The organism is Pseudomonas sp. JAI111 (assembly GCF_024809425.1).
GTDB lineage: Bacteria > Pseudomonadota > Gammaproteobacteria > Pseudomonadales > Pseudomonadaceae > Aquipseudomonas.
This window is the reverse complement of sequence record NZ_JANUCB010000015.1, coordinates 19,699-40,774: the sequence shown is the minus strand read 5'-3', so window position 1 is coordinate 40,774 and position 21,076 is coordinate 19,699. Positions and strand designations below refer to the sequence as shown.

The 21,076-nt window shown below is 58.5% G+C and carries 19 protein-coding genes and 2 pseudogenes; 13 read left to right on the top strand and 8 right to left on the bottom strand.

The annotated features are described in order from the left end of the window. Positions 1 to 14: 14 nt before the first annotated feature. The 3 genes and pseudogenes from HNR03_RS30290 to HNR03_RS30280 form a co-directional block, all read right to left on the bottom strand. A pseudogene (locus HNR03_RS30290) lies at positions 15 to 179 on the bottom strand (protein phosphatase); the annotation flags it as partial. An 82-nt stretch (positions 180 to 261) separates the two neighbouring features. Further along, on the bottom strand, positions 262 to 618 hold the full coding sequence (locus tag HNR03_RS30285) for a metalloregulator ArsR/SmtB family transcription factor (RefSeq protein ID WP_259157904.1): 357 nt from the start codon (positions 616 to 618) through the stop codon (positions 262 to 264). 383 nt (positions 619 to 1,001) lie between these two features. Then, the gene (locus tag HNR03_RS30280) at positions 1,002 to 2,279 is read right to left on the bottom strand and encodes a flavohemoglobin expression-modulating QEGLA motif protein (protein WP_259157899.1); all 1,278 of its coding nucleotides are present in this window, start codon (positions 2,277 to 2,279) and stop codon (positions 1,002 to 1,004) included. Positions 2,280 to 2,578: 299 nt separating this feature from the next. Here HNR03_RS30280 and HNR03_RS30275 point away from each other — a divergent pair, with 299 nt between their 5' ends. After that, on the top strand, positions 2,579 to 2,956 hold the full coding sequence (locus HNR03_RS30275) for a hypothetical protein (RefSeq protein ID WP_259157898.1): 378 nt from the start codon (positions 2,579 to 2,581) through the stop codon (positions 2,954 to 2,956). Between the two features lie 9 nt (positions 2,957 to 2,965). Here HNR03_RS30275 and HNR03_RS30270 read toward each other — a convergent pair. The 3 genes and pseudogenes from HNR03_RS30270 to HNR03_RS30260 form a co-directional block, all read right to left on the bottom strand. Further along, positions 2,966 to 3,208: pseudogene (locus HNR03_RS30270) on the bottom strand (HlyD family secretion protein); the annotation flags it as partial. A gap of 96 nt (positions 3,209 to 3,304) precedes the next feature. Next, entirely contained in the window at positions 3,305 to 3,718 is a 414-nt protein-coding gene (locus HNR03_RS30265; protein ID WP_259157896.1) for a cupin domain-containing protein, read from the bottom strand. A gap of 82 nt (positions 3,719 to 3,800) precedes the next feature. Then, positions 3,801 to 4,562 carry an SDR family oxidoreductase gene (locus HNR03_RS30260; protein ID WP_259157894.1) on the bottom strand — a complete coding sequence of 254 codons (762 nt, stop codon included), beginning with the start codon at positions 4,560 to 4,562 and terminating at the stop codon, positions 3,801 to 3,803. Between the two features lie 259 nt (positions 4,563 to 4,821). On the opposite strand from HNR03_RS30260, the gene HNR03_RS30255 reads away from it, so the two are divergent. Further along, complete coding sequence (locus HNR03_RS30255; RefSeq protein WP_259157892.1) at positions 4,822 to 6,417, top strand: winged helix-turn-helix domain-containing protein; 1,596 nt, start codon at positions 4,822 to 4,824, stop codon at positions 6,415 to 6,417. 43 nt (positions 6,418 to 6,460) lie between these two features. Here HNR03_RS30255 and HNR03_RS30250 read toward each other — a convergent pair whose 3' ends face one another. After that, positions 6,461 to 7,636, bottom strand: a complete 1,176-nt coding sequence (locus tag HNR03_RS30250; protein ID WP_259157889.1) for a DNA-binding transcriptional regulator — start codon at positions 7,634 to 7,636, stop codon at positions 6,461 to 6,463. Positions 7,637 to 7,812: 176 nt separating this feature from the next. On the opposite strand from HNR03_RS30250, the gene xylA reads away from it, so the two are divergent. The 11 genes from xylA to HNR03_RS30195 all read left to right on the top strand — a co-directional run bounded on the left by xylA (position 7,813) and on the right by HNR03_RS30195 (position 20,180). Beyond that, a complete protein-coding gene (xylA, locus tag HNR03_RS30245; RefSeq protein ID WP_259157887.1) occupies positions 7,813 to 9,129 on the top strand; it encodes a xylose isomerase in 1,317 nt (438 codons plus the stop codon). A gap of 149 nt (positions 9,130 to 9,278) precedes the next feature. After that, on the top strand, positions 9,279 to 10,280 hold the full coding sequence (gene xylF, locus HNR03_RS30240; RefSeq protein WP_222586231.1) for a D-xylose ABC transporter substrate-binding protein: 1,002 nt from the start codon (positions 9,279 to 9,281) through the stop codon (positions 10,278 to 10,280). 102 nt (positions 10,281 to 10,382) lie between these two features. Then, positions 10,383 to 11,939, top strand: a complete 1,557-nt coding sequence (gene xylG / locus HNR03_RS30235) for a D-xylose ABC transporter ATP-binding protein (RefSeq protein WP_259157882.1) — start codon at positions 10,383 to 10,385, stop codon at positions 11,937 to 11,939. Further along, the gene (locus HNR03_RS30230; protein WP_259157879.1) at positions 11,940 to 13,076 is read left to right on the top strand and encodes a sugar ABC transporter permease; all 1,137 of its coding nucleotides are present in this window, start codon (positions 11,940 to 11,942) and stop codon (positions 13,074 to 13,076) included. It begins immediately after the preceding gene. A gap of 114 nt (positions 13,077 to 13,190) precedes the next feature. Then, a complete protein-coding gene (locus HNR03_RS30225) occupies positions 13,191 to 13,631 on the top strand; it encodes a tryptophan-rich sensory protein TspO (protein ID WP_259157876.1) in 441 nt (146 codons plus the stop codon). 538 nt (positions 13,632 to 14,169) lie between these two features. Beyond that, positions 14,170 to 15,021 carry a sugar phosphate isomerase/epimerase gene (locus HNR03_RS30220; RefSeq protein ID WP_259157872.1) on the top strand — a complete coding sequence of 284 codons (852 nt, stop codon included), beginning with the start codon at positions 14,170 to 14,172 and terminating at the stop codon, positions 15,019 to 15,021. Between the two features lie 14 nt (positions 15,022 to 15,035). Beyond that, on the top strand, positions 15,036 to 16,106 hold the full coding sequence (locus tag HNR03_RS30215; RefSeq protein WP_259157870.1) for an isopenicillin N synthase family oxygenase: 1,071 nt from the start codon (positions 15,036 to 15,038) through the stop codon (positions 16,104 to 16,106). 47 nt (positions 16,107 to 16,153) lie between these two features. After that, the gene (locus HNR03_RS30210; protein WP_259157868.1) at positions 16,154 to 16,945 is read left to right on the top strand and encodes an ABC transporter substrate-binding protein; all 792 of its coding nucleotides are present in this window, start codon (positions 16,154 to 16,156) and stop codon (positions 16,943 to 16,945) included. 64 nt (positions 16,946 to 17,009) lie between these two features. Continuing rightward, positions 17,010 to 18,557 carry an amino acid ABC transporter permease/ATP-binding protein gene (locus tag HNR03_RS30205; RefSeq protein WP_222586164.1) on the top strand — a complete coding sequence of 516 codons (1,548 nt, stop codon included), beginning with the start codon at positions 17,010 to 17,012 and terminating at the stop codon, positions 18,555 to 18,557. Between the two features lie 45 nt (positions 18,558 to 18,602). Beyond that, positions 18,603 to 19,391, top strand: coding sequence for an SDR family oxidoreductase (locus tag HNR03_RS30200; RefSeq protein ID WP_259157865.1), 789 nt, complete (start codon positions 18,603 to 18,605; stop codon positions 19,389 to 19,391). A gap of 48 nt (positions 19,392 to 19,439) precedes the next feature. Then, on the top strand, positions 19,440 to 20,180 hold the full coding sequence (locus tag HNR03_RS30195; protein ID WP_222586162.1) for a Mut7-C ubiquitin/RNAse domain-containing protein: 741 nt from the start codon (positions 19,440 to 19,442) through the stop codon (positions 20,178 to 20,180). Between the two features lie 20 nt (positions 20,181 to 20,200). Here HNR03_RS30195 and HNR03_RS30190 read toward each other — a convergent pair whose 3' ends face one another. Beyond that, the gene (locus HNR03_RS30190) at positions 20,201 to 20,917 is read right to left on the bottom strand and encodes a class I SAM-dependent methyltransferase (RefSeq protein WP_259157863.1); all 717 of its coding nucleotides are present in this window, start codon (positions 20,915 to 20,917) and stop codon (positions 20,201 to 20,203) included. Positions 20,918 to 21,076: the final 159 nt, after the last annotated feature.

The window sequence follows — 21,076 nt, the reverse complement described above, 5'->3', positions numbered from 1 at the left end:
CTCTGTATCTATTGTCAGTGGGAGTTCGATTGGGTGTCGAACTGGTCGATGTATTCAATGTGAGCAGGATGCTGAATAGCGCGCGGACGCAACGACTGAACATTGCGGATGGCATCGCTGAATGGCACGCCGCTTTCGATCAACAACTGAGCGGCGACCAAACCGGTATGGCCCGAGCCGTGAATCTCACCAAATCTTCCACAGGAACAAGATTTTCATCCAACGATCTCGTAGTCGAAGGCGGAATCAGACGATCCAGCTTTAACAGCACACGGCGGCACGTTCAGGGCGATCACCCATTTCATCAAGCCGTTTGATATCGGGGCTCAACCAGTGCTTGTTGCTTTCGAGTACCGTGGTCAGCACTTGATGAACCCAATCCGGCAGATTGGGGTGCAGTCGGTAATAGACCCATTGGCCTTGCCGACGGTCCGACAACAGGCCGCAAGTCCGCAGTTGTGCGAGGTGCCTGGAGATTTTTGGCTGACTTTCGTTCAACGCGCAGGTCAGCTCGCAAACACACAGTTCTCCTTCGCGGGTGATGAGCAACATCGTGCGCACCCGAGTGTCGTCAGCCAGGCATTTGAAAACGGTGGTCGGTGTCAGGTGGTCAGCCATATCGGTTCTCAGTGTTTGTTTTTGACCAAGACGAACAGGACACGGACTTTGCTGGTCATTGTGAAACCTCAGCTCATATACGGCTCAACGAATATATGTTTTTCCGTATACAAGGTAAAGAGTCAACATACGGAAGACGGAAACAGCTTCACCACTGCTCTTGCCTGTTTTGAACCTTGGGTGACTGACTGCAATGGGGGCATGTCTGCCGTGTTGCACGAGTGCGCTCGATCGCTTCGGCAAGCCAGGTGTCCTGTTGTGGCGCTGGAGGGGAAATCCCTGAGGTCGCACCTCGCCCCTCGCCGGGTTGTTGTAGAGGCTAATGGGCGGCAACCCGAACCCGCCCTCGGAAACTAAATCGAGTCAGTTGGCAGGTGCCGTGATCACACGGCGCTGGCATCGTTTTCGTGTTCATCTGCAAAGGCCATGAGCACCTCCAGATCGAGCACATCCAATTTTATCTGAGCAATGAAAGCGGAGAACGCCAGGTTTGCGGCGAGGAGCCGTAGATCGCAGGCCCAGGCCGGTAGATGGGTTGGTCCCTGGAGCCAGCCGGACTCGAATAGAGGCGCCAAGCGTACGGTATCAGCCAGACTGAGGCGTCCGGCAAACAAATGCCCCACCAGTTCCGGCCGGTTGTCGCGGATCGCAATACGCAGCAACGTATGAACACCCAGCAAACCCGTCAGGTAAGCGGCATCCTTGGTAAACGCCGAACCACCACGTAGGCTGGCGCCACGGAAGACCCGCTGGGTTGAGCGAAAAGACTCCTCTTGTGATTGGCCGGCGGCAAGAAAACCTTCGAATACCTGGATGAAATCTGCGCCGTCCAGCGCTTGCTGGACCGCAAGCACGCGCAGGGCCAAGCGGCGCAATCGGCTGATGTCCATACTGCCGGTGAACAGTTCTGTGAGCGTGGCAATGCCTTCCTGAGTTTGAGTCGTGCGTGGTGCTCCCAAACCCAGGCTTTTGAGGTTGGGCTGGAGCGCGCCATTTTGTGCGGTAGCGACATGCACGAAGGCCTCGTGCTGCAATAACTGATTCTTGTCCAGTTCAGAGAACAGCGCGCCGGCACGCAAACGAATGCGGCTTGCCCCGGCGATCGCCTTGGCAGCAAGAGTCGGGTCGAGCACGACCGTGACCCGGCCCTGGCCGAAAAAACGATCCAGTTCCGGCTGCATCCAGGCGGCGAAGGCTTCGGCCGGGATCTCAGCTTGAGTCGATGGAATCCGGGCCCCACCCAGCAGGGCGTCGGTGGTCGTGAGAAAGAAACGGGCCGCGTCCAGCATGCTGAGTTTCTGGTTCGGATAATAGAAGTCCGGGCGCCGGTACAACGCGGATGAATATTGAGTAAAGGCGGGAGTACCAATCGCACCAAGCATGCGTCCAGCCGTGGCATAGCTACGCGCGGTCATGGCCAGATAGTTCCCGGCTGGATGCCCCTGATCGCAACGCCCAATAAAAGCTTCCAGAGCAAGGATGTCGGCGCTGTGCTCGCGGGGGTGCAATTGGACTCTAGGCAATTCTGCTTTTCCGTCGCGCCAATGCGCCAGGAAAGTTTCCTCGACGCCATCCGGCCAGGACAGAGCATCCAGTACGCGGATCTTGCGAGCCAAACCGGGTAGAGCGGCATCAAGTTCAGACAGGGACGCGCTGCTCATGGAGTCTCCCTTGAAAGACGAGGTTCGCAAGAAAAAGCTTAGCCGTTGCGATGCGTTGCGTTGTCACCGGTCAAGGGGCTTTGTGGTGTTAACGAGCGAATGAAACTGACCATTTTCTGCCTTTGGCAAACGTCGGCTTTGGGTCGATTCAGCGGGACACAACAGTCAGAAACGGCCAAGAGCAGTCATTACGCAACAGTAGCAAGGAACTGATAGATGGTTCCGACGGGCCGCGATCCTGAAACCTGGGCGCATACATCATACTTTTGATCTTTCACTAAATACTGGGAGATGGCGAGATGCTGCGCGGAGCTGAGAACAGTGAGCTTTTCCGGGAATACTACGAAATCCTGAGCACTCCAGAGGCTAAACACGCGTTCTTGTACATGGTTGGATGGGCATCAACGCTGAAAGGCTATGACTTCTTTCCAGGCTCGCACGGACACATCAAGGACTTTCGTTTCTTGCGTGGCAACGACTGGGATTTTGCATTCATTCCGAACCGGAGATGGATGTTGTTCTATTTCAGGAAGCCATGTCTCCGGTCCCCAAAATATTCGCGCGAGGAAATCTTTGGTCGAATTCCCGGTGCAAAAGAAACTAACGCCGGAGAGTTTACTGTCAGGCTTGAAAATGTGAGCGACGTAATGCGTTTAGCTGACTACATCGAATGCTAGATCCTGAATCACCGCAGTGACATAGCCGGCCACCTTGGCCGCGAGTGAGGTCACGTCTCCACGAACATAAGCGTTATCGGTCGAGGTTGAGCCGCTCGAAAAAGCCATGCCACCCCAGGCAGCCACAACCACCACGGCGCCTACGCACAGCAATATGCCGATTATCTTGCGCTTGTTTTGCCGCCCCCCTACGACGGGGGTCTCGGCGCTTGCACCGGAACCAATGGCGGCCTTGTCCTGGAGCGAGATCATTTCTTCATTCCTGTTCAATGCCCTGCATGACAGCAGCCCCAGGGCGGCAGTGGCCTGCCGCCTGGCTATCGAGCTTTTATGAGCGCCTGGATCAGCTCACTTTTTGATAGGTGTGACTAGCGTCTTTTCGCCAGTATCGAGGACGAACACGGCCAACAGGCGTGCAGGCTCGGTGTCGCTGGCGTTGGCGCTGACTTCGTGCACGGAACCCGGCTCCTCTACGAAGTTTTCGCCGACGTGGTAGATCTTTTCCGGCTGGCCTTTGATTTTGATACGAAACGCGCCCTCCAGGACCGTTGCGTAGATGAAGGCCGTTTTCGGGTGGGTGTGGGACGGCGAAGCGGCGCCCGGCCCATATTCGACAACCACACCCTTCATGCTCTTGCCAGGGATGTTGGGAATGGGACGGTCAAACACGACGGTCACTTTGCCGGGAGGCGGCTCGGCGGCCGACGCTGCGCTGATCGACATTGCTGCAAAAGCAGCGGCCAAGAAAAATCGGGTAACCATGGCAATACTCCTTCGTGGGTAGATGTTTTGACGGCGCGCCCCATGACCGGGGTGGCGCCTACCTGAGTTGTTCCTGGAAGCCTCAGCGACCCGCTTCGGCCATTGACTGGCTGAGCCAGTCGTCGAAACGGATCGCGCCCAGGCGCGGGTTCTTGCCGGGTGTCAGCGATTGATCATCAAGCACAGCGCCGTAGTAGCGCGCATGTACGTCCGGTTTGACCTTGCGGGTATCCTGCGTGGCCCGCAGATAGCGTCTGATCAGCTCGTCGAGCGGCATGGCCTCCGGCCCCGCGACTTCGACGGTGCCGTTGATCGGCGCTGCCAGCACGATGTCGGTGAGCGCTGCCACCACATCGTCGGACGCCAACGGCTGGATCAGCGCCGGCGAAACGCACAGCTCTTCGCCGACGGTGAACGATTGGGCAATGCCGCCGACAAATTCGAAGAACTGCGTGGCACGCAAGATGGAGTAAGGAATGCCGGATGCCTTGATCAGGTTTTCCTGCGCAACCTTGGCCCGGAAATAGCCGTTTTCTGGAAGCCGCTCACTCCCGACAATCGACAGTGCAACGTGATGGCGGACCCCGGCGGCGGCTTCGGCGGCCAGCAGGTTGCGGCTCGACGTTTCGAAAAACTCGAGGACGGCCTGGTCCTCCCACGACGGCGCGTTTGCTACGTCGACGACGATGTCAGCACCATCCATCGCTTGGGCCAAGCCTTCGCGGGTGATGCTGTTTACGCCCGTGCTTGGGCTGGCAGCGAGCACGTCATGGCCGCGTTCGCGGAGGTTCTTCACAAGTTTCGATCCAATGAGGCCGGAGCCTCCGATAACGACGATCTTCATGGGTTTTCTCCACGTGTCGACTGCAACCATTGCGTCGGTGTAGAGCAAGATTGCCTGCGCGCATGAACGAAGTCCTTGTGCCTGCTGTGGAATTCCCTCCACGAACGCTTGGTTTTACGTCCAAAGAGGTTGCTGCCCGACCTTGTCATCGCTGCGGACGGTGCGGCGGGATTAACGCTGCCGTATCATCAATTTCAAATACTAATCGCCAGCCGCCCGGGACACGGAGTTGAGGGCGCGTCGTCAGGGGAACCTCACTTTGCCATTCGTGTTTGAAGACTACGTGCTCGATGACAAGCGCCGGGAACTCACCTTGCGCGGACAAGCCGTGGCCGTCGGGCCGCAGGTGTTCGATCTATTGCTGTTGTTCGTCAACAACCCCGATCGCGTCATCAGCAAAGACGAGTTGCTCAAGGCTGTGTGGAATGGCCGGATCGTCTCGGAATCGACGATTACCAGCCACATTAATGCGCTGCGCAAGGCCATCGGCGATACCGGTGAGGAACAGCGCCTGGTGCGCACCGTCGCCCGCAAGGGCTACCGCTTCGTTGGCCAGATCAAGGCCGGCGGGACCGGCGAAACGCAACAGCGTGACCAGCCTGATATCGACGAACGCGCATCCACGAATCCGAATGAGATGCCCACTTCGCTCGTCCTCCCGGACAAACCCTCGATTACCGTCTTGCCCTTCCAGAATTTGAGCGGCGATCCGGAGCAGGAATATTTCGCTGACGGCATCGTGGAAGACATCATCGCTGCCCTGTCGCGTATGCGCTGGCTGTTCGTCATCGCGCGCAATTCGAGCTTCACCTACAAGGGTCGGACGGTGGACGCCAAGGGCATCAGCCAGGAGCTGGGCGTTCGCTACGTGCTCGAAGGCAGCGTGCGCAAGTGCGGGAACAAGGTACGCATCACCGGGCAGCTGATCGACGCGACGAGCGGGACGCATATCTGGGCGGAGCGCTTCGAAGGCGCGCTCAACGACATCTTCGAGCTGCAGGATCAAATCACCCAAAACGTCGTCGGTGCCATCGCGCCGCAACTGGAACGGGCAGAGATCGAACGCGCCAAACGCAAACCGACGGAAAGCCTGGACGCCTACGACTACTATCTGCGCGCAATGGCAAAACTGCACAACGGCACCCGGGAAGCCCTCGACCAGGCGCTGCCGTTGTTCTACAAGTCCATCGAACTCGATCCGGAATTTGCATCGGCCTATGGCATGGCAGCCTGGTGTTACTTTTGGCGCAAGCTCAACGGTTGGATGACTGATAGAACGCTAGAGATCGCCGAAGGCGTACGGCTTGCGCGTCTGGCGGTGTCGCTTGGCCGGGATGATGCGGTCGCGTTGACGCGAGGCGGACATGCATTGAGTCACCTCGCCGGCGAAGTTGACGGCGGCATTGCCTTGCTCGACAGGGCGCGCCTGCTCAATCCCAACCTCGCCCCTGCGTGGTTCCTGGGCGGCATCCTGCGCGCGCTGCGCGGTGAAACGGACGCCGCCATCGAGCATCTGACCCATGCCGTTCGCTTGAGTCCGCTGGATCCGGAAATGTTCAGAATGCAGGTCGGCATGGCGTTCGCGCATTTCTTCGCCGGGCGTTTCGATTCCACCACGCAATGGGCGGAAAAAGCGTTGGGCAACCTGCCCAGTTTCCTGGCCCCGGTGGCCTTGCTGGCGGCCAGTCATGCCCTCAGCGGACGGATGGATAAAGCCAGGTTGGCGATGCAGCGTCTACGTGAGCTGGATCCCTCGTTGCGCCTCTCCAACCTCAAAGACTGGTTGCCCATCCAAAGGCCCGAGGATTTCATGCGCTTCGCCGATGGACTGCGGTTGGCCGGGTTACCCGAATAAACGTGGGACGCCGCGCCGCTGATTGCATTAGCAATCCGCGTGGCTATCGGACGCCCTGCTGATATTCACGGGGCGTACATCCAAACTCGCGACGGAATACTGTGTGTAGATATTGTGCGGATTTGAAGCCGCAAACGCGGGCAACGTCCGCGATGGCTGAATCGGTATTTTCCAGCCCGCTGGTGGCGGCCGCCAGTTTGAAACGCAGAATCTCGTCGTGCACGCTGCAGCCTCGCACAGTGCGAAAGTGCGACTCCAGCGATGAGCGCGAAATGCCGACATAAGCCGCCACCTGCGCCGTCTTGATGCCTTGGCAGGCATATTGGCGGATAAACAGCAGCGCTTGCATGACGTAGGGGTTGCCCAAAGGTTGGTGCAAACTCGACACCTGCACGTTGACGGCATCAGGAGGGATGAGGATGTGTGTGCCCGTTGACGGCATGCCGTGCAGCATCTGGTGCAGCAGTTGAGCGGCGGTGCGGCCCATGGTTTCGGTGCCCTGGATGACCGAGCTCAACGGGACTCGGGTCAGGCTGCGTGTCAGGGGATCATTGTCGATGCCAATCAACGCCACCTGCTCCGGCACGGCAATTCCGGCAGTCAGGCAGGCTTGCAGCAACTGCCGGGCGCGGGCGTCACTGACGGCGATGATGCCAATGGGTTTGGGCAGTTTTTGCAGCCAGGCAATCAGTTGTTCCACAGCGCTATCCCACAGCGGTGCGCTGGTGCCCATGCCGCGATAGACCTCGGCATGCAAGCCGTCACGTTGCATCAGTCGTCGAAAGGATTTTTCACGTTCCTGAGCCCAACGATTAGCCTGTGCTTCAGGCAGGCTAAAGCAGGCAAAACGTTGCAGCCCCGCCTCAATCAAGTGCTCGTAAGCCAGCGTGATCAGCGCCTTATTATCGGTAGCGACATACGGAATCCCTTTCGGATAGGCCCCCTCATCCTGATAAGAACCCCCCACCGCCACCACCGGCAACTTGATGTCGGCCAGCGCCTCGCCAATCAGTGGGTCGTCGAAATCGGCAATGATCCCATCACCTTGCCAGCGCTCGATCCCTTTTAACCGGCAGAGAAAATCCTCTTCCAGGAACAGGTCCCAGGACGCGCGGGTGCTGCTCAGGTAGTTGCCGATGCCGCTGATGATGCCGCGGTCATAGATCTTGCTCCCGTTGAACAACAGTGCGATGCGATGAACAGGCGGTACTGTTTTCATTGTTTTCAGGCTTGTTCCGAAGCCCCTTGTCACGGAGGCGATTTACGCAGCCTAGGCGCGCGGACGACAAATCTCAATACGCAAAATCGCACCCTGTGTTGGTGATTTTCATAATCAGCAGGCACAGAGCCGTTGTTAGTATCCAGACACCGCCAAAAACAAAAAGGACATTGCCAATGCTGTACTTCCCCGATGTCGACCACATTCGCTATGAAGGTCCTGCCAGCGATTCCCCCCTCGCCTTCCGCCACTACGACGCCGACAAAATCATCCTCGGCAAACCCATGCGCGAACACCTGCGCATGGCCGCCTGTTATTGGCACACCTTCGTCTGGCCGGGTTCTGATGTGTTCGGTGCAGGTACTTTCAAGCGCCCGTGGCAACGCACTGGCGACCCGATGGAACTGGCCATCGGCAAGGCGCAAGCCGCGTTCGAGTTCTTCTCCAAACTGGGTATCGACTATTACTGCTTCCACGACACGGATGTCGCCCCTGAAGGCAATTCGCTGAAGGAGTACCGCAACCACTTCGCGCAAATGATTGATCACCTGGAGCGACACCAGGAAGAAAGCGGGATCAAGCTGCTGTGGGGCACCGCCAACTGTTTCAGCAATCCACGCTTTGCCGCAGGCGCCGCCAGCAATCCGGACCCCGAAGTGTTCGCCTACGCCGCCGCACAAGTGTGCAGCGCCATGAACGCGACCCAACGCCTGAAAGGGTCCAACTACGTATTGTGGGGCGGCCGCGAAGGCTACGAAACCCTGCTCAACACCGACTTGAAACAGGAGCGCGAACAACTGGGCCGCTTCATGCGCATGGTGGTCGAGCACAAGCACAAGATCGGTTTCAAAGGCGACCTGCTGATCGAACCCAAACCGCAGGAGCCGACCAAGCACCAATACGATTACGACAGCGCCACCGTATTTGGTTTTCTCCAACAGTTTGGTCTGGAGAAGGAAATCAAAGTCAATATCGAGGCCAATCACGCGACCCTGGCCGGTCATAGCTTTCATCACGAGATCGCAACGGCCGTCTCGCTGGGGATTTTCGGCAGCATCGACGCCAATCGCGGTGATCCGCAAAACGGCTGGGACACCGATCAGTTCCCTAACAGCGTCGAAGAAATGACCCTGGCCACCTATGAAATTCTCAAGGCCGGCGGGTTCAAGAATGGCGGATTCAACTTCGACTCCAAGGTTCGCCGCCAGAGCCTCAATGAGATGGATCTGTTCCATGGCCATGTTGGCGCAATGGACGTCCTCGCCCTGTCCCTGGAGCGGGCAGCCGCCATGGTGCAGAACGATCAGCTTCAGCAGTTCAAGGATCAACGCTACGCCGGCTGGCAGCAGCCGTTTGGGCAGGCGGTGCTGGCGGGCGAGTTCAACCTCCAGTCATTGGCCGAACACGCATTCGCCAACGAACTGAATCCACAGGCCGTCAGCGGCAGGCAGGAGATGCTCGAAAACGTCGTCAACCGGTTTATCTATCGCTGATCGCCAACGAAGTCCGCAGACGCAATAACGCTGTGACATTTGCACGACAAATCTGTGTCCGCAGCGTCTGCCGATTCTCTAGAGTTCTACCAGCCCGATACTCATCGTCAGGCAGTGTCTTTCAAACAACAATAAAAGGACGCACCACCATGAAGAAAGTACAACGCGCGCTATTGGCTGGCGCACTGGCTCTGCTGTCACTGCCGGTGATGGCCGACGCTGCCCACCCGAAAATCGGTTTCTCCATTGATGATCTGCGGCTGGAGCGTTGGTCACGTGATCGCGATTACTTCGTTGCGGCAGCAGAGAAAATGGACGCCAAGGTCTTCGTACAGTCGGCCGATGCCAATGAGCAAAAGCAGATTTCGCAAATCGAAAACCTCATTTCCCGTGGCGTCGATGTGATCGTCATCGTCCCGTTCAACGCTACAGTGCTGACCAACGCAGTGGCAGAAGCGAAGAAGGCCGGAATCAAGGTCGTGTCCTATGATCGTCTGATTCTCAACGCCGATATCGACGCCTACATTTCCTTCGATAACGAAAAAGTCGGCGAGATGCAGGCCAGCGGCGTGCTGAAAGCAGCGCCCAAGGGCAATTACTTTCTGCTCGGCGGTGCGCCCACCGACAACAATGCAAAAGTCCTGCGCGAAGGTCAGATGAAAGTGCTGCAACCGGCCATCGACAAGGGTGATATCAAGATCGTCGGTCAACAGTGGGTGAAGGAATGGAACCCTACCGAAGCGCTGAGCATTGTTGAAAACGCCTTGACCCGCAACGCCAACAAAATCGACGGCATCGTCGCCTCCAACGACGCCACGGCAGGCGGCGCCATCCAGGCACTGGCCGCTCAACAACTGGCCGGCAAGGTGCCGATTTCGGGGCAGGACGCGGACCTCGCAGCGGTCAAGCGAGTGATCGCTGGCACTCAAACCATGACCGTGTACAAACCGCTGAAACTCATCGCCTCCGAAGCCGCCAAGCTCTCGGTGCAACTGGCGCGTAACGAGAAACCCGCCTACAGCTCGCAGTACGACAACGGCAGCAAAAAAGTCGACACCATCCTGCTCACTCCGACTCCATTGACCAAGGACAACATCGACCTGCTGGAACAGGACGGGTTTTATACCAAGGCGCAGATTGCCGGACAGTGATCAACGGCGCGTAACGTCTCAACGGCCCACTGCAGGAGCGATAGGGGCGCCCTCTCGCTCCTGCAGTAGAAGCCTCATACCTGCCGCCTGTGAGTCTTGAACATGTCCGACTATCTGCTGCAAATGAACGGTATCGTCAAAACCTTCGGCGGTGTCAAAGCGCTCAATGGCATCGACATCAAAGTCAGGTCGGGCGAGTGCGTCGGGCTGTGCGGCGAGAATGGCGCCGGCAAGTCCACGCTGATGAAGATCCTTTCCGCGGTGTACCCCCATGGCACCTGGGACGGCGAAATCCTCTGGGACGGTCAACCACTCAAGGCGCAATCGATCAGCGAAACGGAAGCCGCCGGTATCGTCATCATTCACCAGGAACTGACGCTGGTTCCCGACCTGTCCGTGGCCGAAAACATATTCATGGGCCATGAACTGACGCTGCCCGGTGGACGCATGAATTACCCGGCGATGATCCACCGTGCCGAAGCCCTGATGCGTGAACTGAAAGTGCCGGACATGAACGTATCGCTGCCGGTTTCGCAGTTCGGCGGCGGCTATCAGCAACTGGTGGAAATCGCCAAGGCGCTGAACAAGCAAGCACGCCTGCTGATCCTGGACGAGCCTTCATCAGCCCTGACCCGTTCGGAAATCGAGGTGTTGCTGGACATCATCCGCGACCTTAAGGCCAAAGGTGTTGCCTGCGTCTACATCTCCCACAAGCTCGATGAAGTCGCCGCCGTGTGCGACACCATTTCGGTGATCCGTGACGGCAAACACATCGCCACGACAGCCATGGCGGACATGGACATTCCACAGATCATCACTCAGATGGTCGGACGGGAAATGAGCAACCTCTACCCCACCGAGCCACACGAGATTGGCGAAGTGATTTTCGAGGCCCGCCACATCACCTGCTACGACGTCGATAGCCCCAAACGCAAACGGGTCGACGATATTTCATTCGTGCTCAAACGCGGGGAAATCCTCGGCATCGCCGGGCTGGTCGGTGCAGGCCGCACTGAACTGGTGACGGCGCTGTTCGGTGCCTACCCTGGTCGTCATGAAGGCGAAGTCTGGCTCGACGGCCAACTCATCGACACCCGCACGCCGCTCAAGTCAATCCGTGCCGGGCTGTGCCTGGTGCCTGAGGACCGCAAGCGCCAGGGCATCATTCCAGACCTGGGAGTCGGCCAGAACATCACCCTGGCTGTGCTGGACAGTTACTCGAAACTGACCCGCATCGATGCCGAAGCCGAACTGGGCAGCATCGATCGAGAAATTTCGCGTCTGCACCTCAAGACCGCGAGCCCGTTCCTGCCGATCACCAGTCTGTCCGGCGGCAATCAACAAAAAGCAGTATTGGCGAAGATGCTGCTGACCAAACCCAGGGTCCTGATTCTCGATGAGCCCACCCGCGGAGTGGATGTCGGCGCCAAGTACGAGATCTACAAGTTGATGGGGGCGCTGGCAGCCGAAGGCGTGTCGATCATCATGGTGTCTTCGGAGCTGGCCGAAGTGCTCGGCGTTTCCGACCGCGTACTGGTGATTGGCGAAGGCCAGTTGCGTGGTGACTTCATCAACCAGCAACTCACTCAGGAACAGGTGCTCGCCGCCGCACTCAGCCAGCCTGATCGCCACAATAATAATGATCGGAAATCCGCGTAAATGAATCAGGTCAAACAACTCTTCACCCGCTACAAGATGCTCGCGCTGGTGTTTGCCGTGGCGTTTATCTGGTTGTTCTTCAGTTGGCAGACCGAGGGTGGATTCCTGACACCGCGCAACCTCTCCAATCTGCTGCGCCAGATGTCCATTACCGGGATTCTCGCCTGCGGTATGGTGCTGGTCATCATCAGCGGCGAGATCGATTTGTCAGTCGGTTCATTGCTGGGCTTGCTCGGTGGCGTCGCGGCCATTCTCGACGTGATCTACCACATACCGCTGCTGGCGAACCTGAGCCTGGTCGCCTTGTGCGGACTGCTGATTGGCCTCGCCAACGGCTACATGGCCGCCTACCTGCGCATCCCTTCGTTCATTGTGGGGCTGGGGGGCATGCTGGCTTTCCGGGGCATTTTGCTGGGGATTACCGGCGGCACGACCATCGCCCCGGTGTCGCCGGAGCTTGTCTACATTGGCCAGGGCTATTTGCCACACACGCTCGGCACGGGTCTGGGCGTATTGCTGTTTGCACTGACACTATTGCTGACCTGGAAACAACGGCGCAATCGCGCCCTTCACGGCCTGGCGGCACAGTCGCTGGTGCGTGACGTATTACGCGTGCTGTTGATCGGCGCGGTGTTGGCCGGCTTCGTCCAGACCCTTAACAGCTATGACGGCATCCCTGTGCCGGTCCTGCTTCTGCTGGTTCTGCTGGGCGGGTTCAGCTACGTGACCAGCCAGACCGTCTTCGGCCGACGCGTTTATTCCGTAGGCAGCAACATGGAAGCCACGCGCCTGTCCGGTATCAATGTGCAGGCCGTGAAGCTGTGGATTTTCGGGATCATGGGCGTCATGTGCGCCCTCGCGGGGGTGGTCAACACCGCGCGCCTGGCCGCCGGTTCGCCCTCTGCCGGCAGCATGGGAGAACTCGACGCCATCGCCGCTTGCTTCATCGGCGGCACCTCCATGCGCGGCGGCTCCGGCACTGTCTACGGCGCCCTCCTCGGCGCGCTGGTCATCACCAGCCTGGACAACGGCATGTCCATGCTCGACGTCGACAGTTACTGGCAGATGATCGTCAAGGGCAGCATACTGGTGTTGGCCGTGTGGGTGGATGTGAGCACCCGGACTGGACGACGCTGATCGGCTCCTATGTCTCATTCCTCAACCAAACTTTTCGCGTTCCCAAGCGTCCTTCTTAATACTGCCCATACTGCTTTGTAACCCCAGACAGCTGACATCAGCCAAGGACACGCGATGACCTTTTTTATTTTACTTCTGGCCTGCGCTGCGGCGGCGAGCACCGGCTTCCTGTTCAAACCGGGCCCATGGTACGAATCGCTCGTCAAACCGAGCTTCACACCACCCAACTGGATGTTTCCGGTCGCCTGGACTGTGATCTATCTGTTGCTCGCCTGGGCTGGATATCGGTTGACCCTGATACCAGAAAGCCAAGTGGTGCTGGCGTTATGGGCCGCGCAGATCGCGCTGAACACGCTGTGGACACCGGTGTTCTTCGGCGCGCACCACATTTTCGCCGGCATGGTGATCCTGATAGTGCTTTGGCTGGTGGTCGCGGCAATGGTGGTGATGGCGTTGCAGCTTGACGTGATCACGGGCTTGATCCTGTTTCCTTACCTGGCGTGGCTGTGTGTAGCCGCAGCGTTGAATTTTTCCATCTTGTTCAAGAATCGCTGATGACGAATTTCGAAGCAGGTCCTGAAGCGCCCTGGCCTGCCACCGTGTGATCCAGGCGCTGCTGCGCGCTAGTCAAATCGGCGGTGCGGGTAAATTGCTCACTTCCCGACTGCTGTTGCAGCCAGCGTGCATGCGCACAGCCGTGAGTGGATGACCGCTACAGTCGGCGCGATGGGTCACTCTCAACGGCCCTCCGTCGCTTGGGACTCTTCAAAATAATGCCGTAACAGTGGCACCTCGCGCTGATAGCCAACACAGACACACACGCGCTCAGTAAATCCCTCCTCGCAAGCCAGATAAGTAGCTAGCTATTTGTTGATGAAAGTCTGAAGTATTCATTTGAACTTTCAGATTCTTTCATCGCTCGGCCTGTGCCTAACATCGGCTCCACAGCGAACCCGCCCGGTGTCGCTCAGTGGATCAGATTTACGCAGAGATCCAGACCTGAAGTCCTCTGCCCCGCTGACCATTGATCGCTTGTTGGCTTGGCGTCGTCGAAGTGCTTTTGCAGTAGGCCCTGGATTTTTGAGGATCACCGATGAAGCTGGAAATTTTCCGTACGCTGTGGGGTTACACCGCCAGCAAGGCTCAGGCACTCGAAGAGTTGCTGCAAGCGGGCTTTGATGGCATGGAAGCACGCCTGCCGCTGGACGCCCGTGAGCGGGCTGAGTTTGGCGCCTTTCTCCAGGCCAATCGCCTGGGCTATATCAGCACTGTCTTTACCGCGTACGACGTGCTGCCGGACCAGTCGGCAACGCCCTCCGTGCACCTCAACGACCTGGATCAGAAACTCGCCTGGGCTGGCGAACTCGGCCCGCGTTTCGTCAACGTGCTGGCGGGCAACGACCGCTGGGCCTTGCCACAGCAAGTGGAGTTTTTTGGCCAGGCGCTGGAGCTGGCGCGCAAGCACGGACAGGTCTGCAGTTTCGAAACGCACCGCTCGCGTTCGCTGTTCAACCCTTGGGTGACCCTGGAGTTGATCCGGCAACTGCCCGATCTGTTGTTCACCAGTGACATCAGCCATTGGGTCGTGACCTGCGAGCGCCTGTTGAATGACCCGGCCGATGACCTGAGCGCTTTTGTCGAGCGGGTTCACCATATTCAGGCTCGGGTCGGTTACGACCAGGGGCCGCAAGTGCCGCACCCGGCGGCGCCCGAATACGCAAAAGAACTGGCGTTCCATCAACAGCATTGGGAAAGCATCTGGCGATCACAGCAAGCCCGTGGTTACCAGGTCAGCACCCTGACCCCGGAATTCGGCGCCGACGGCTACCTGCACCATTTGCCCTTCACCAATGTCCCGGTCGCCGACCTGTGGTCGTTGAACGTGTGGATGGGCCAGACCGAGCGCAAACACTTCGAGCGTTTCCACCACTCAAGCCATCCTTAGGGAGTCGATGCCTCATGCCTGACAACAAGAACAACAGCGCCAGCACTGACCCACAAAAAGCCAACTTCAATAGCATTCCGGTGGTCAACATCGCCGGTCTGTTCAGCGTGGAACTTGAACACCGCCTCGCCGTGGCCGAACAATTGGGGCGCGCCGCCAGCGAAGTCGGGTTCCTCTATATCACCGACCACGGTATCGACCCGCAACTGATCGCCGACCTGCGCCAGGCAGCCAAGGACTATTTCGACCAGCCCCTGGACGCCAAGATGCGGCACTACATCGGCACCTCGCAAACCCACAAGGGCTTTGTGCCCGAAGGCGAAGAGGTCTATTCCAAAGGCAAGCCAGACCACAAGGAAGCCTTCGACGTCGGCTTCGAAGTCCCGGCCAATGACCCGCTGGTGCTGGCTAACACTCCGTTGCTGGGGCCCAACGACTGGCCACAGCTGCCAGGTTTCAAGGCGGCGGTGCAGGCCTACTACGAAGCGATCTTTGCCCTGGGCCGACGCTTGTTCAGCGGCTTTGCCCTGACCCTGGGCCTGGAAGAAAACTACTTCGACAGCCTGGTCACCCGACCGCCGTCCAAGCTGCGCCTGATCCACTACCCGTTCGACGGTGCAGCCCATGACGCACCGGGACTTGGCGCCCATACTGATTACGAGTGCTTCACCATTCTCCTGGCCGACAAACCCGGCCTTGAGGTGATGAACAACCTCGGACAATGGATCGATGCACCACCGATTGCCGATGCCTTTGTGGTCAACATCGGCGACATGCTGGAAGTGATGACGGCAGGCGCATTCGTTGCCACCGCGCACCGGGTACGCAGCGTGAAGGAGGAGCGTTACTCCTTCCCGTTGTTTTATGCCTGCGACTATCACACCCAGATCAAACCACTGCCCGGGTTCGCCCAGGCAGGCAACGACTACGAAGAGATCACGATCGGCGAACACATGTATGGCCAGGCGCTGCAGACCTATCAGTATCTGCGTCAAAGGGTGGCCAATGGGGAAGTTCAACTGCCAGGCAAGGCACGCAAGCCCGCCAGTTTCGGACATTTGAAAAATCAGGCTGAACCGTCCTGATTGAAGTTTTCAGCGACATCCCTTACCTACGCCGGAGTCAGTAAAAAATGAAAAACAACAAAACACTGTTGAGCTTGGCTGTATTGGCAGCCGGTATGCTCGGTGCCTCCGTGAGCATGGCCGCGACAGACACGTTCAAGGTCGGCATGGAAATCACCTACCCTCCTTTCGAGTCCTATGACAAGGACAAGAACGTCGTGGGTTCGGACCCTGAGCTGGCAACGGCATTGGCCAAGCACATGAACGCCAAGGTGGAGTTCGTCGACACCAAGTTCCCGAGCCTGATCCTGGGCTTGAACTCCGGCAAGTACGACGCGGTCATTTCCGGCATGTACATCACGCCAGAGCGCCAGACTCAGGCCCAGACCATCGCCTATGCCAATACCGGTGCCTCCGTCATGGTGCCCAAGGGCAGCGAGATCAATGCGAAAAAACCTGAAGATCTGTGCGGCTTGAAACTGGGCCTGGAACAGGGCACTACCTGGGTCAAGGAATTCAGGAAGCTGTCCGATGACTACTGCGTGCCGAACAACAAAGGCGCGATCACCGTCAGCGAATACCCTTCGGCGCCTGAAGTGACCCAGGCCCTGTTGTCCAAGAACATTCAGGCCCAGGTTGAAATAGCCGGCGCCGCAAAAATGATCGCGGACAAAACCAACGGGCGCGTGGTGATTACCACCGAGCACCCGATTTATCAGCAAACCCTGGGCATCTTCGTCAAGAAAGGTAACGACGAAACCTTCAAGGCCGTGCAAAAGGCTTTCGAGGAGACCAAAAAGAGCGGTGAATACGCCGCTATTCTTAAAAAATATGGCCTGGAAGAACCGACTGCCAACTAAGAATCTGCCCTTATAGATTGGTCATCTGCCTCCCCGGCACCGGGGCGGCAGATCGAGGTGTCCCATGCAATTCGATTGGTCGTATTTTCTCTCCCTGTTCTCTCTTCCGGACTTCTGGCATGCCTGTATAACAGTCATCCAACTCAGTGCCCTGGCCTGGTTCATCGGCATGCTGCTGGGTTTTGTCCTGGCCACGGCCAAGCTGTCCCATTCGCCGTTGCTGCGCATTCCCGCAGCGGTCTACATCTGGTTCTTTCGCAGCATCCCGTTGCTGGTGCTGGTGGTGTTCGTCTACAACTTGCCGCAATTGTTTCCCGGTAGCGGACCGATTCTGTCCAATCCCTTCTACTCCGGTTTGCTGGCCCTGGTAGTCACCGAAGCGGCGTACATGGCGGAAATCCATCGTGGCGGCCTGATTTCCGTGGCCAAGGGCCAGAAGGAAGCCGGGCGTGCGTTGGGCGTCGGCCTGCTCGGCATGCAACGCTTGATCGTGATCCCCCAGGCATTCCGTATTTCGCTGCCCACCCTGATCAATGAATACATCACGGTGGTCAAGCTGACATCGCTGGTCTCGGTCATCTCCCTGACCGAAATCCTCACCGTCGGGCAACGCCTCTACGCCACGAACTTCCTGGTCATGGAAACCCTGGCGGCGGTCGGCGTGTACTACGTGTTGATCGTCACCGTGTTCGGCTTCTTCCTGCAGCGTCTGGAGCGCTACCTGGACCTGAACTTCCGCAAGCCGCACACGCTCGACGCGGCCGCCATCGCCAAGCTCAAGGCCTGTGCCGAAGCATTGCCCGACAACGCGCCCAAAGCCGTCGGCAACAACGCGACGCCCATCCTGCAACTCAAGAACATCCAGAAAAGCTATGGCACGCACAAAGTGCTGCTGGGTATCGACCTGAATGTCCAATACGGCGAAGTGGTCTCGATCATCGGGCCATCCGGCTCCGGCAAAACGTCGCTGATCCGTACGGTCAACGGCCTGGAAAGCATCGATACCGGTGACATTCTGTTGTTCGGCGAAAAATTCATCGAAGCCTCGGACAAACCCAACAGCTCCCGCCTGCGCAAAGGCGTGCGCCACATCGGCATGGTGTTCCAGAACTTCAACCTGTTCCCGCACCGCACCATTCTCGACAACGTCACGCTGGCCCCGCGTTACCACGGTCAGCCGGGCGAACTCAGTGAACATCGTGCTTATGCGCTACTGGACAAGGTCGGCCTGCTGGCCCATGCCCACAAGTACCCGCACCAGCTCTCCGGCGGACAGCAACAGCGCGTGGCGATTGCTCGGGCCCTGGCCATGGAGCCGCAGATCATGCTGTTCGACGAGCCGACCTCGGCCCTCGACCCGGAACTGGTCAACGACGTGCTCAACGTGATCCGCGACCTGGCCAAAGAAGGCATGACCATGGTGATCGTGACCCACGAAATGGATTTTGCGATGTCGATTTCCGATCGGGTGATTTTCATGGAAAACGGCAATATTCAACTCGATGCCGCGCCTGAAACCATACGCTGCGATGCCGAAGGAGAACGCGTGCGACGCTTTATGGGCATCGGTGTTCGAGCGCCAAACACGCCGGTCGCAGCGGATCATGCATGATCAGGCAACCCCTTTTTTGAGCTTCGTTCTTTCAGGAAAACACGCATGAACCTTGGAATCGCAGGACGTTGGGCGCTGGTGTGCGCCGCCAGCAAAGGTCTGGGTAAAGCTTGCGCACAGGCACTCGTCCACGAAGGCGTGAACGTGGTGATCACGGCACGGGGCGAACAGACGCTGAATGAAACAGCCCGCCAGCTCAGAGCGATCAATCCTGAGGTGACGGTCATCGCCGTCGCCGGAGACATTTCGACGCCTGAGGGTCGGGCCGCAGCGCTCAACGCCCATGAGCATTTCGATATCTTGATCAACAACGCTGGCGGCCCTCCTTCCGGGGATTTTCGCGAATGGAACCGCGACGCCTGGCTCAAGGCGCTGGATGCCAACATGCTCACGCCCATCGAGTTGATCAAGGCAACGGTGGACGGTATGGCGGCTCGCGGATTTGGCCGAATCATCAACATCACCTCGAGTGCCGTGAAGTCCCCTATCGAAAGCCTGGGCCTGTCCAATGGCGCGCGCAGTGGCCTGACGGGGTTTGTCGCGGGGCTGGCCCGACAAGAGAACATTGCCAGTCGCAACGTGACGGTCAACAACCTGCAACCGGGCTCCTTCGACACCGATCGACTGCGTGACAACCTGGTCGCCGCGGCCCAGGAGATGGGGCAAGACAGTGAGGCTTTCCTCGACGAATGCCGCAGCGAAATCCCTGCCAAACGCTTCGGCACACCCGAGGAATTCGGAGCGCTGTGCGCCTTCGTTTGCAGCCGTCATGCAAGCTACCTGACCGGGCAGAACTTGCTGATCGATGGCGGGGCCATTCGCTCCAGCCAATAATGGCAGCAGGCGGGGCGGCTTTTCAGCTGCCCTGCCATACTGTTGAGCATGACCCGTGCAACCTTCCGCTTCTACGAGGAGCTCAACGATTTCCTGCCGGCCGAACGGCGGCGGCAGTCATTCACCTGCGAGTGCGCGCAAGGGGCGACGGTCAAACACATGATCGAGGCGCTCGGGATACCGCACACGGAGGTCGAACTGGTATTGCTCAACGGCGAGTCAGTGGGCTTCGAACGGTTGGTCATAGACGGTGACCGGCTGGCGGTGTATCCCAAGTTCGAAGCGCTGGATATCAGTCCGTTGCTAAAGGTTCGCGCGCAACCGCTACGGGTGCTGCGCTTCGTTGCTGACGCGCACCTGGGCGGACTGGCCAGCCTGCTGCGCATGAGCGGCTTCGACACCCTCTACGACAACGCCTTCGAGGATGGCCAGATCGCCGAGATCGCTGCCCGGCAAGGACGCATCGTGCTGACCCGCGACCGCGATCTGCTCAAGCGGCGCATCATCAGCCACGGCTGCTACGTACATGCACTGAAACCATCCCTGCAACTGCGCGAAATCTACGAGCGCCTCGACCTGGCGCGAAGCGCGCGGCCCTTCAGCCTGTGCCTGCATTGCAATCTGCCGCTGCACGAGATCAGCCCGGAACTGGCCCGGGCGCGAGTGCCGCCCCGCGTTGGCGCCCTCTATTCGCACTTCGTACGCTGCGACGCCTGCCAGCGGATTTATTGGGAGGGCTCGCACTGGCGCGGCATGTGTGCGCTGCTGGCACCGCTACTGGGTCGATAGCCAAACATCGGCCGGCTGCTTCAAGCCACTTTGCGCGTCAACCATGCCCCCCAGAAAAGACTGCTGAAGAATCGGGTAGCGTCGCCAAATCCCGCGTCATGCAACAGCTTTTGAACCGCTGCTTCGGAGTGCGGAGGATCGGCGCCTTGAAGAATTTTCCCAAGCTTGGCTTTCACCTCGTCCGGACTGGCGCCATGCTGCCGCCAACGCTGACCCCAGGCGGCCAACAGTAACGGCTGACTGGCATAAGCGTACTGATTGCCAGCGACAATCAGTGGCGCATCCGGCCTTAGATGAGCCCGAATGGATCGTAGAATTTGTCGCTTGGCGTCCTCCCCTTCCAGATGATGCAGTACGCCGATCAGGGTGGCTGCGTCGTATGATTCGTCTGCTACCAGGTCTTCAACATGGCCAAGATGCAGGGTCGTTCTTTCAAGCAAGTTGTTGGCGTCCAGCTGCTGCTTCGCGGCTTCAAGCATCGGCTCGGATGGATCAACGGCGGTGAAGCGCCAACCCGGTTCAAGCCTGGCCATGGCGATAATTTCCTGCGCCGTACCACCAGCGCCCACCACCAGTATGTTTGCCGAGTCTGCAGGGCCAAGGCTTGCCGCCAGCATGCAGGCCGCCAAGTCCTGGCAGGCGTCGTATCCGGCGAGCGCAATACGGCTCTGCCGCCCGTACTCATTGGCCCGGGAGGTATCAAATTTTTCGGCGGCGTTGAGAGAGGATGTTTTCAAGGTGGTTCTCCATGTCCTGAAATCAAGCTACGCCACACGTTCAAATAATAAAAATTCATTAATTTTATGTGCTGCATTCCTATCAGGAATGGACGGCTAAAACTTTTAGCGCTCTGGCGCAACGCTCGCTGTGAAAATCAAGCGCACCATTGCAGTGCA

Bases quoted from the DNA above. Each gene is read 5' to 3' on its own strand.
- HNR03_RS30285 (WP_259157904.1), bottom strand. From the start codon at position 618: ATGGCTGACCACCTGACACCGACCACCGTTTTCAAATGCCTGGCTGAC.
- HNR03_RS30280 (WP_259157899.1), bottom strand. From the start codon at position 2,279: ATGAGCAGCGCGTCCCTGTCTGAACTTGATGCCGCTCTACCCGGTTTG.
- xylA (WP_259157887.1), top strand. From the start codon at position 7,813: ATGCTGTACTTCCCCGATGTCGACCACATTCGCTATGAAGGTCCTGCC.
- HNR03_RS30215 (WP_259157870.1), top strand. From the start codon at position 15,036: ATGCCTGACAACAAGAACAACAGCGCCAGCACTGACCCACAAAAAGCC.
- HNR03_RS30250 (WP_259157889.1), bottom strand. From the start codon at position 7,636: ATGAAAACAGTACCGCCTGTTCATCGCATCGCACTGTTGTTCAACGGG.
- xylF (WP_222586231.1), top strand. From the start codon at position 9,279: ATGAAGAAAGTACAACGCGCGCTATTGGCTGGCGCACTGGCTCTGCTG.
- HNR03_RS30260 (WP_259157894.1), bottom strand. From the start codon at position 4,562: ATGAAGATCGTCGTTATCGGAGGCTCCGGCCTCATTGGATCGAAACTT.
- HNR03_RS30205 (WP_222586164.1), top strand. From the start codon at position 17,010: ATGCAATTCGATTGGTCGTATTTTCTCTCCCTGTTCTCTCTTCCGGAC.
- HNR03_RS30210 (WP_259157868.1), top strand. From the start codon at position 16,154: ATGAAAAACAACAAAACACTGTTGAGCTTGGCTGTATTGGCAGCCGGT.
- xylG (WP_259157882.1), top strand. From the start codon at position 10,383: ATGTCCGACTATCTGCTGCAAATGAACGGTATCGTCAAAACCTTCGGC.
- HNR03_RS30230 (WP_259157879.1), top strand. From the start codon at position 11,940: ATGAATCAGGTCAAACAACTCTTCACCCGCTACAAGATGCTCGCGCTG.
- HNR03_RS30195 (WP_222586162.1), top strand. From the start codon at position 19,440: ATGACCCGTGCAACCTTCCGCTTCTACGAGGAGCTCAACGATTTCCTG.
- HNR03_RS30220 (WP_259157872.1), top strand. From the start codon at position 14,170: ATGAAGCTGGAAATTTTCCGTACGCTGTGGGGTTACACCGCCAGCAAG.
- HNR03_RS30225 (WP_259157876.1), top strand. From the start codon at position 13,191: ATGACCTTTTTTATTTTACTTCTGGCCTGCGCTGCGGCGGCGAGCACC.
- HNR03_RS30265 (WP_259157896.1), bottom strand. From the start codon at position 3,718: ATGGTTACCCGATTTTTCTTGGCCGCTGCTTTTGCAGCAATGTCGATC.
- HNR03_RS30200 (WP_259157865.1), top strand. From the start codon at position 18,603: ATGAACCTTGGAATCGCAGGACGTTGGGCGCTGGTGTGCGCCGCCAGC.
- HNR03_RS30275 (WP_259157898.1), top strand. From the start codon at position 2,579: ATGCTGCGCGGAGCTGAGAACAGTGAGCTTTTCCGGGAATACTACGAA.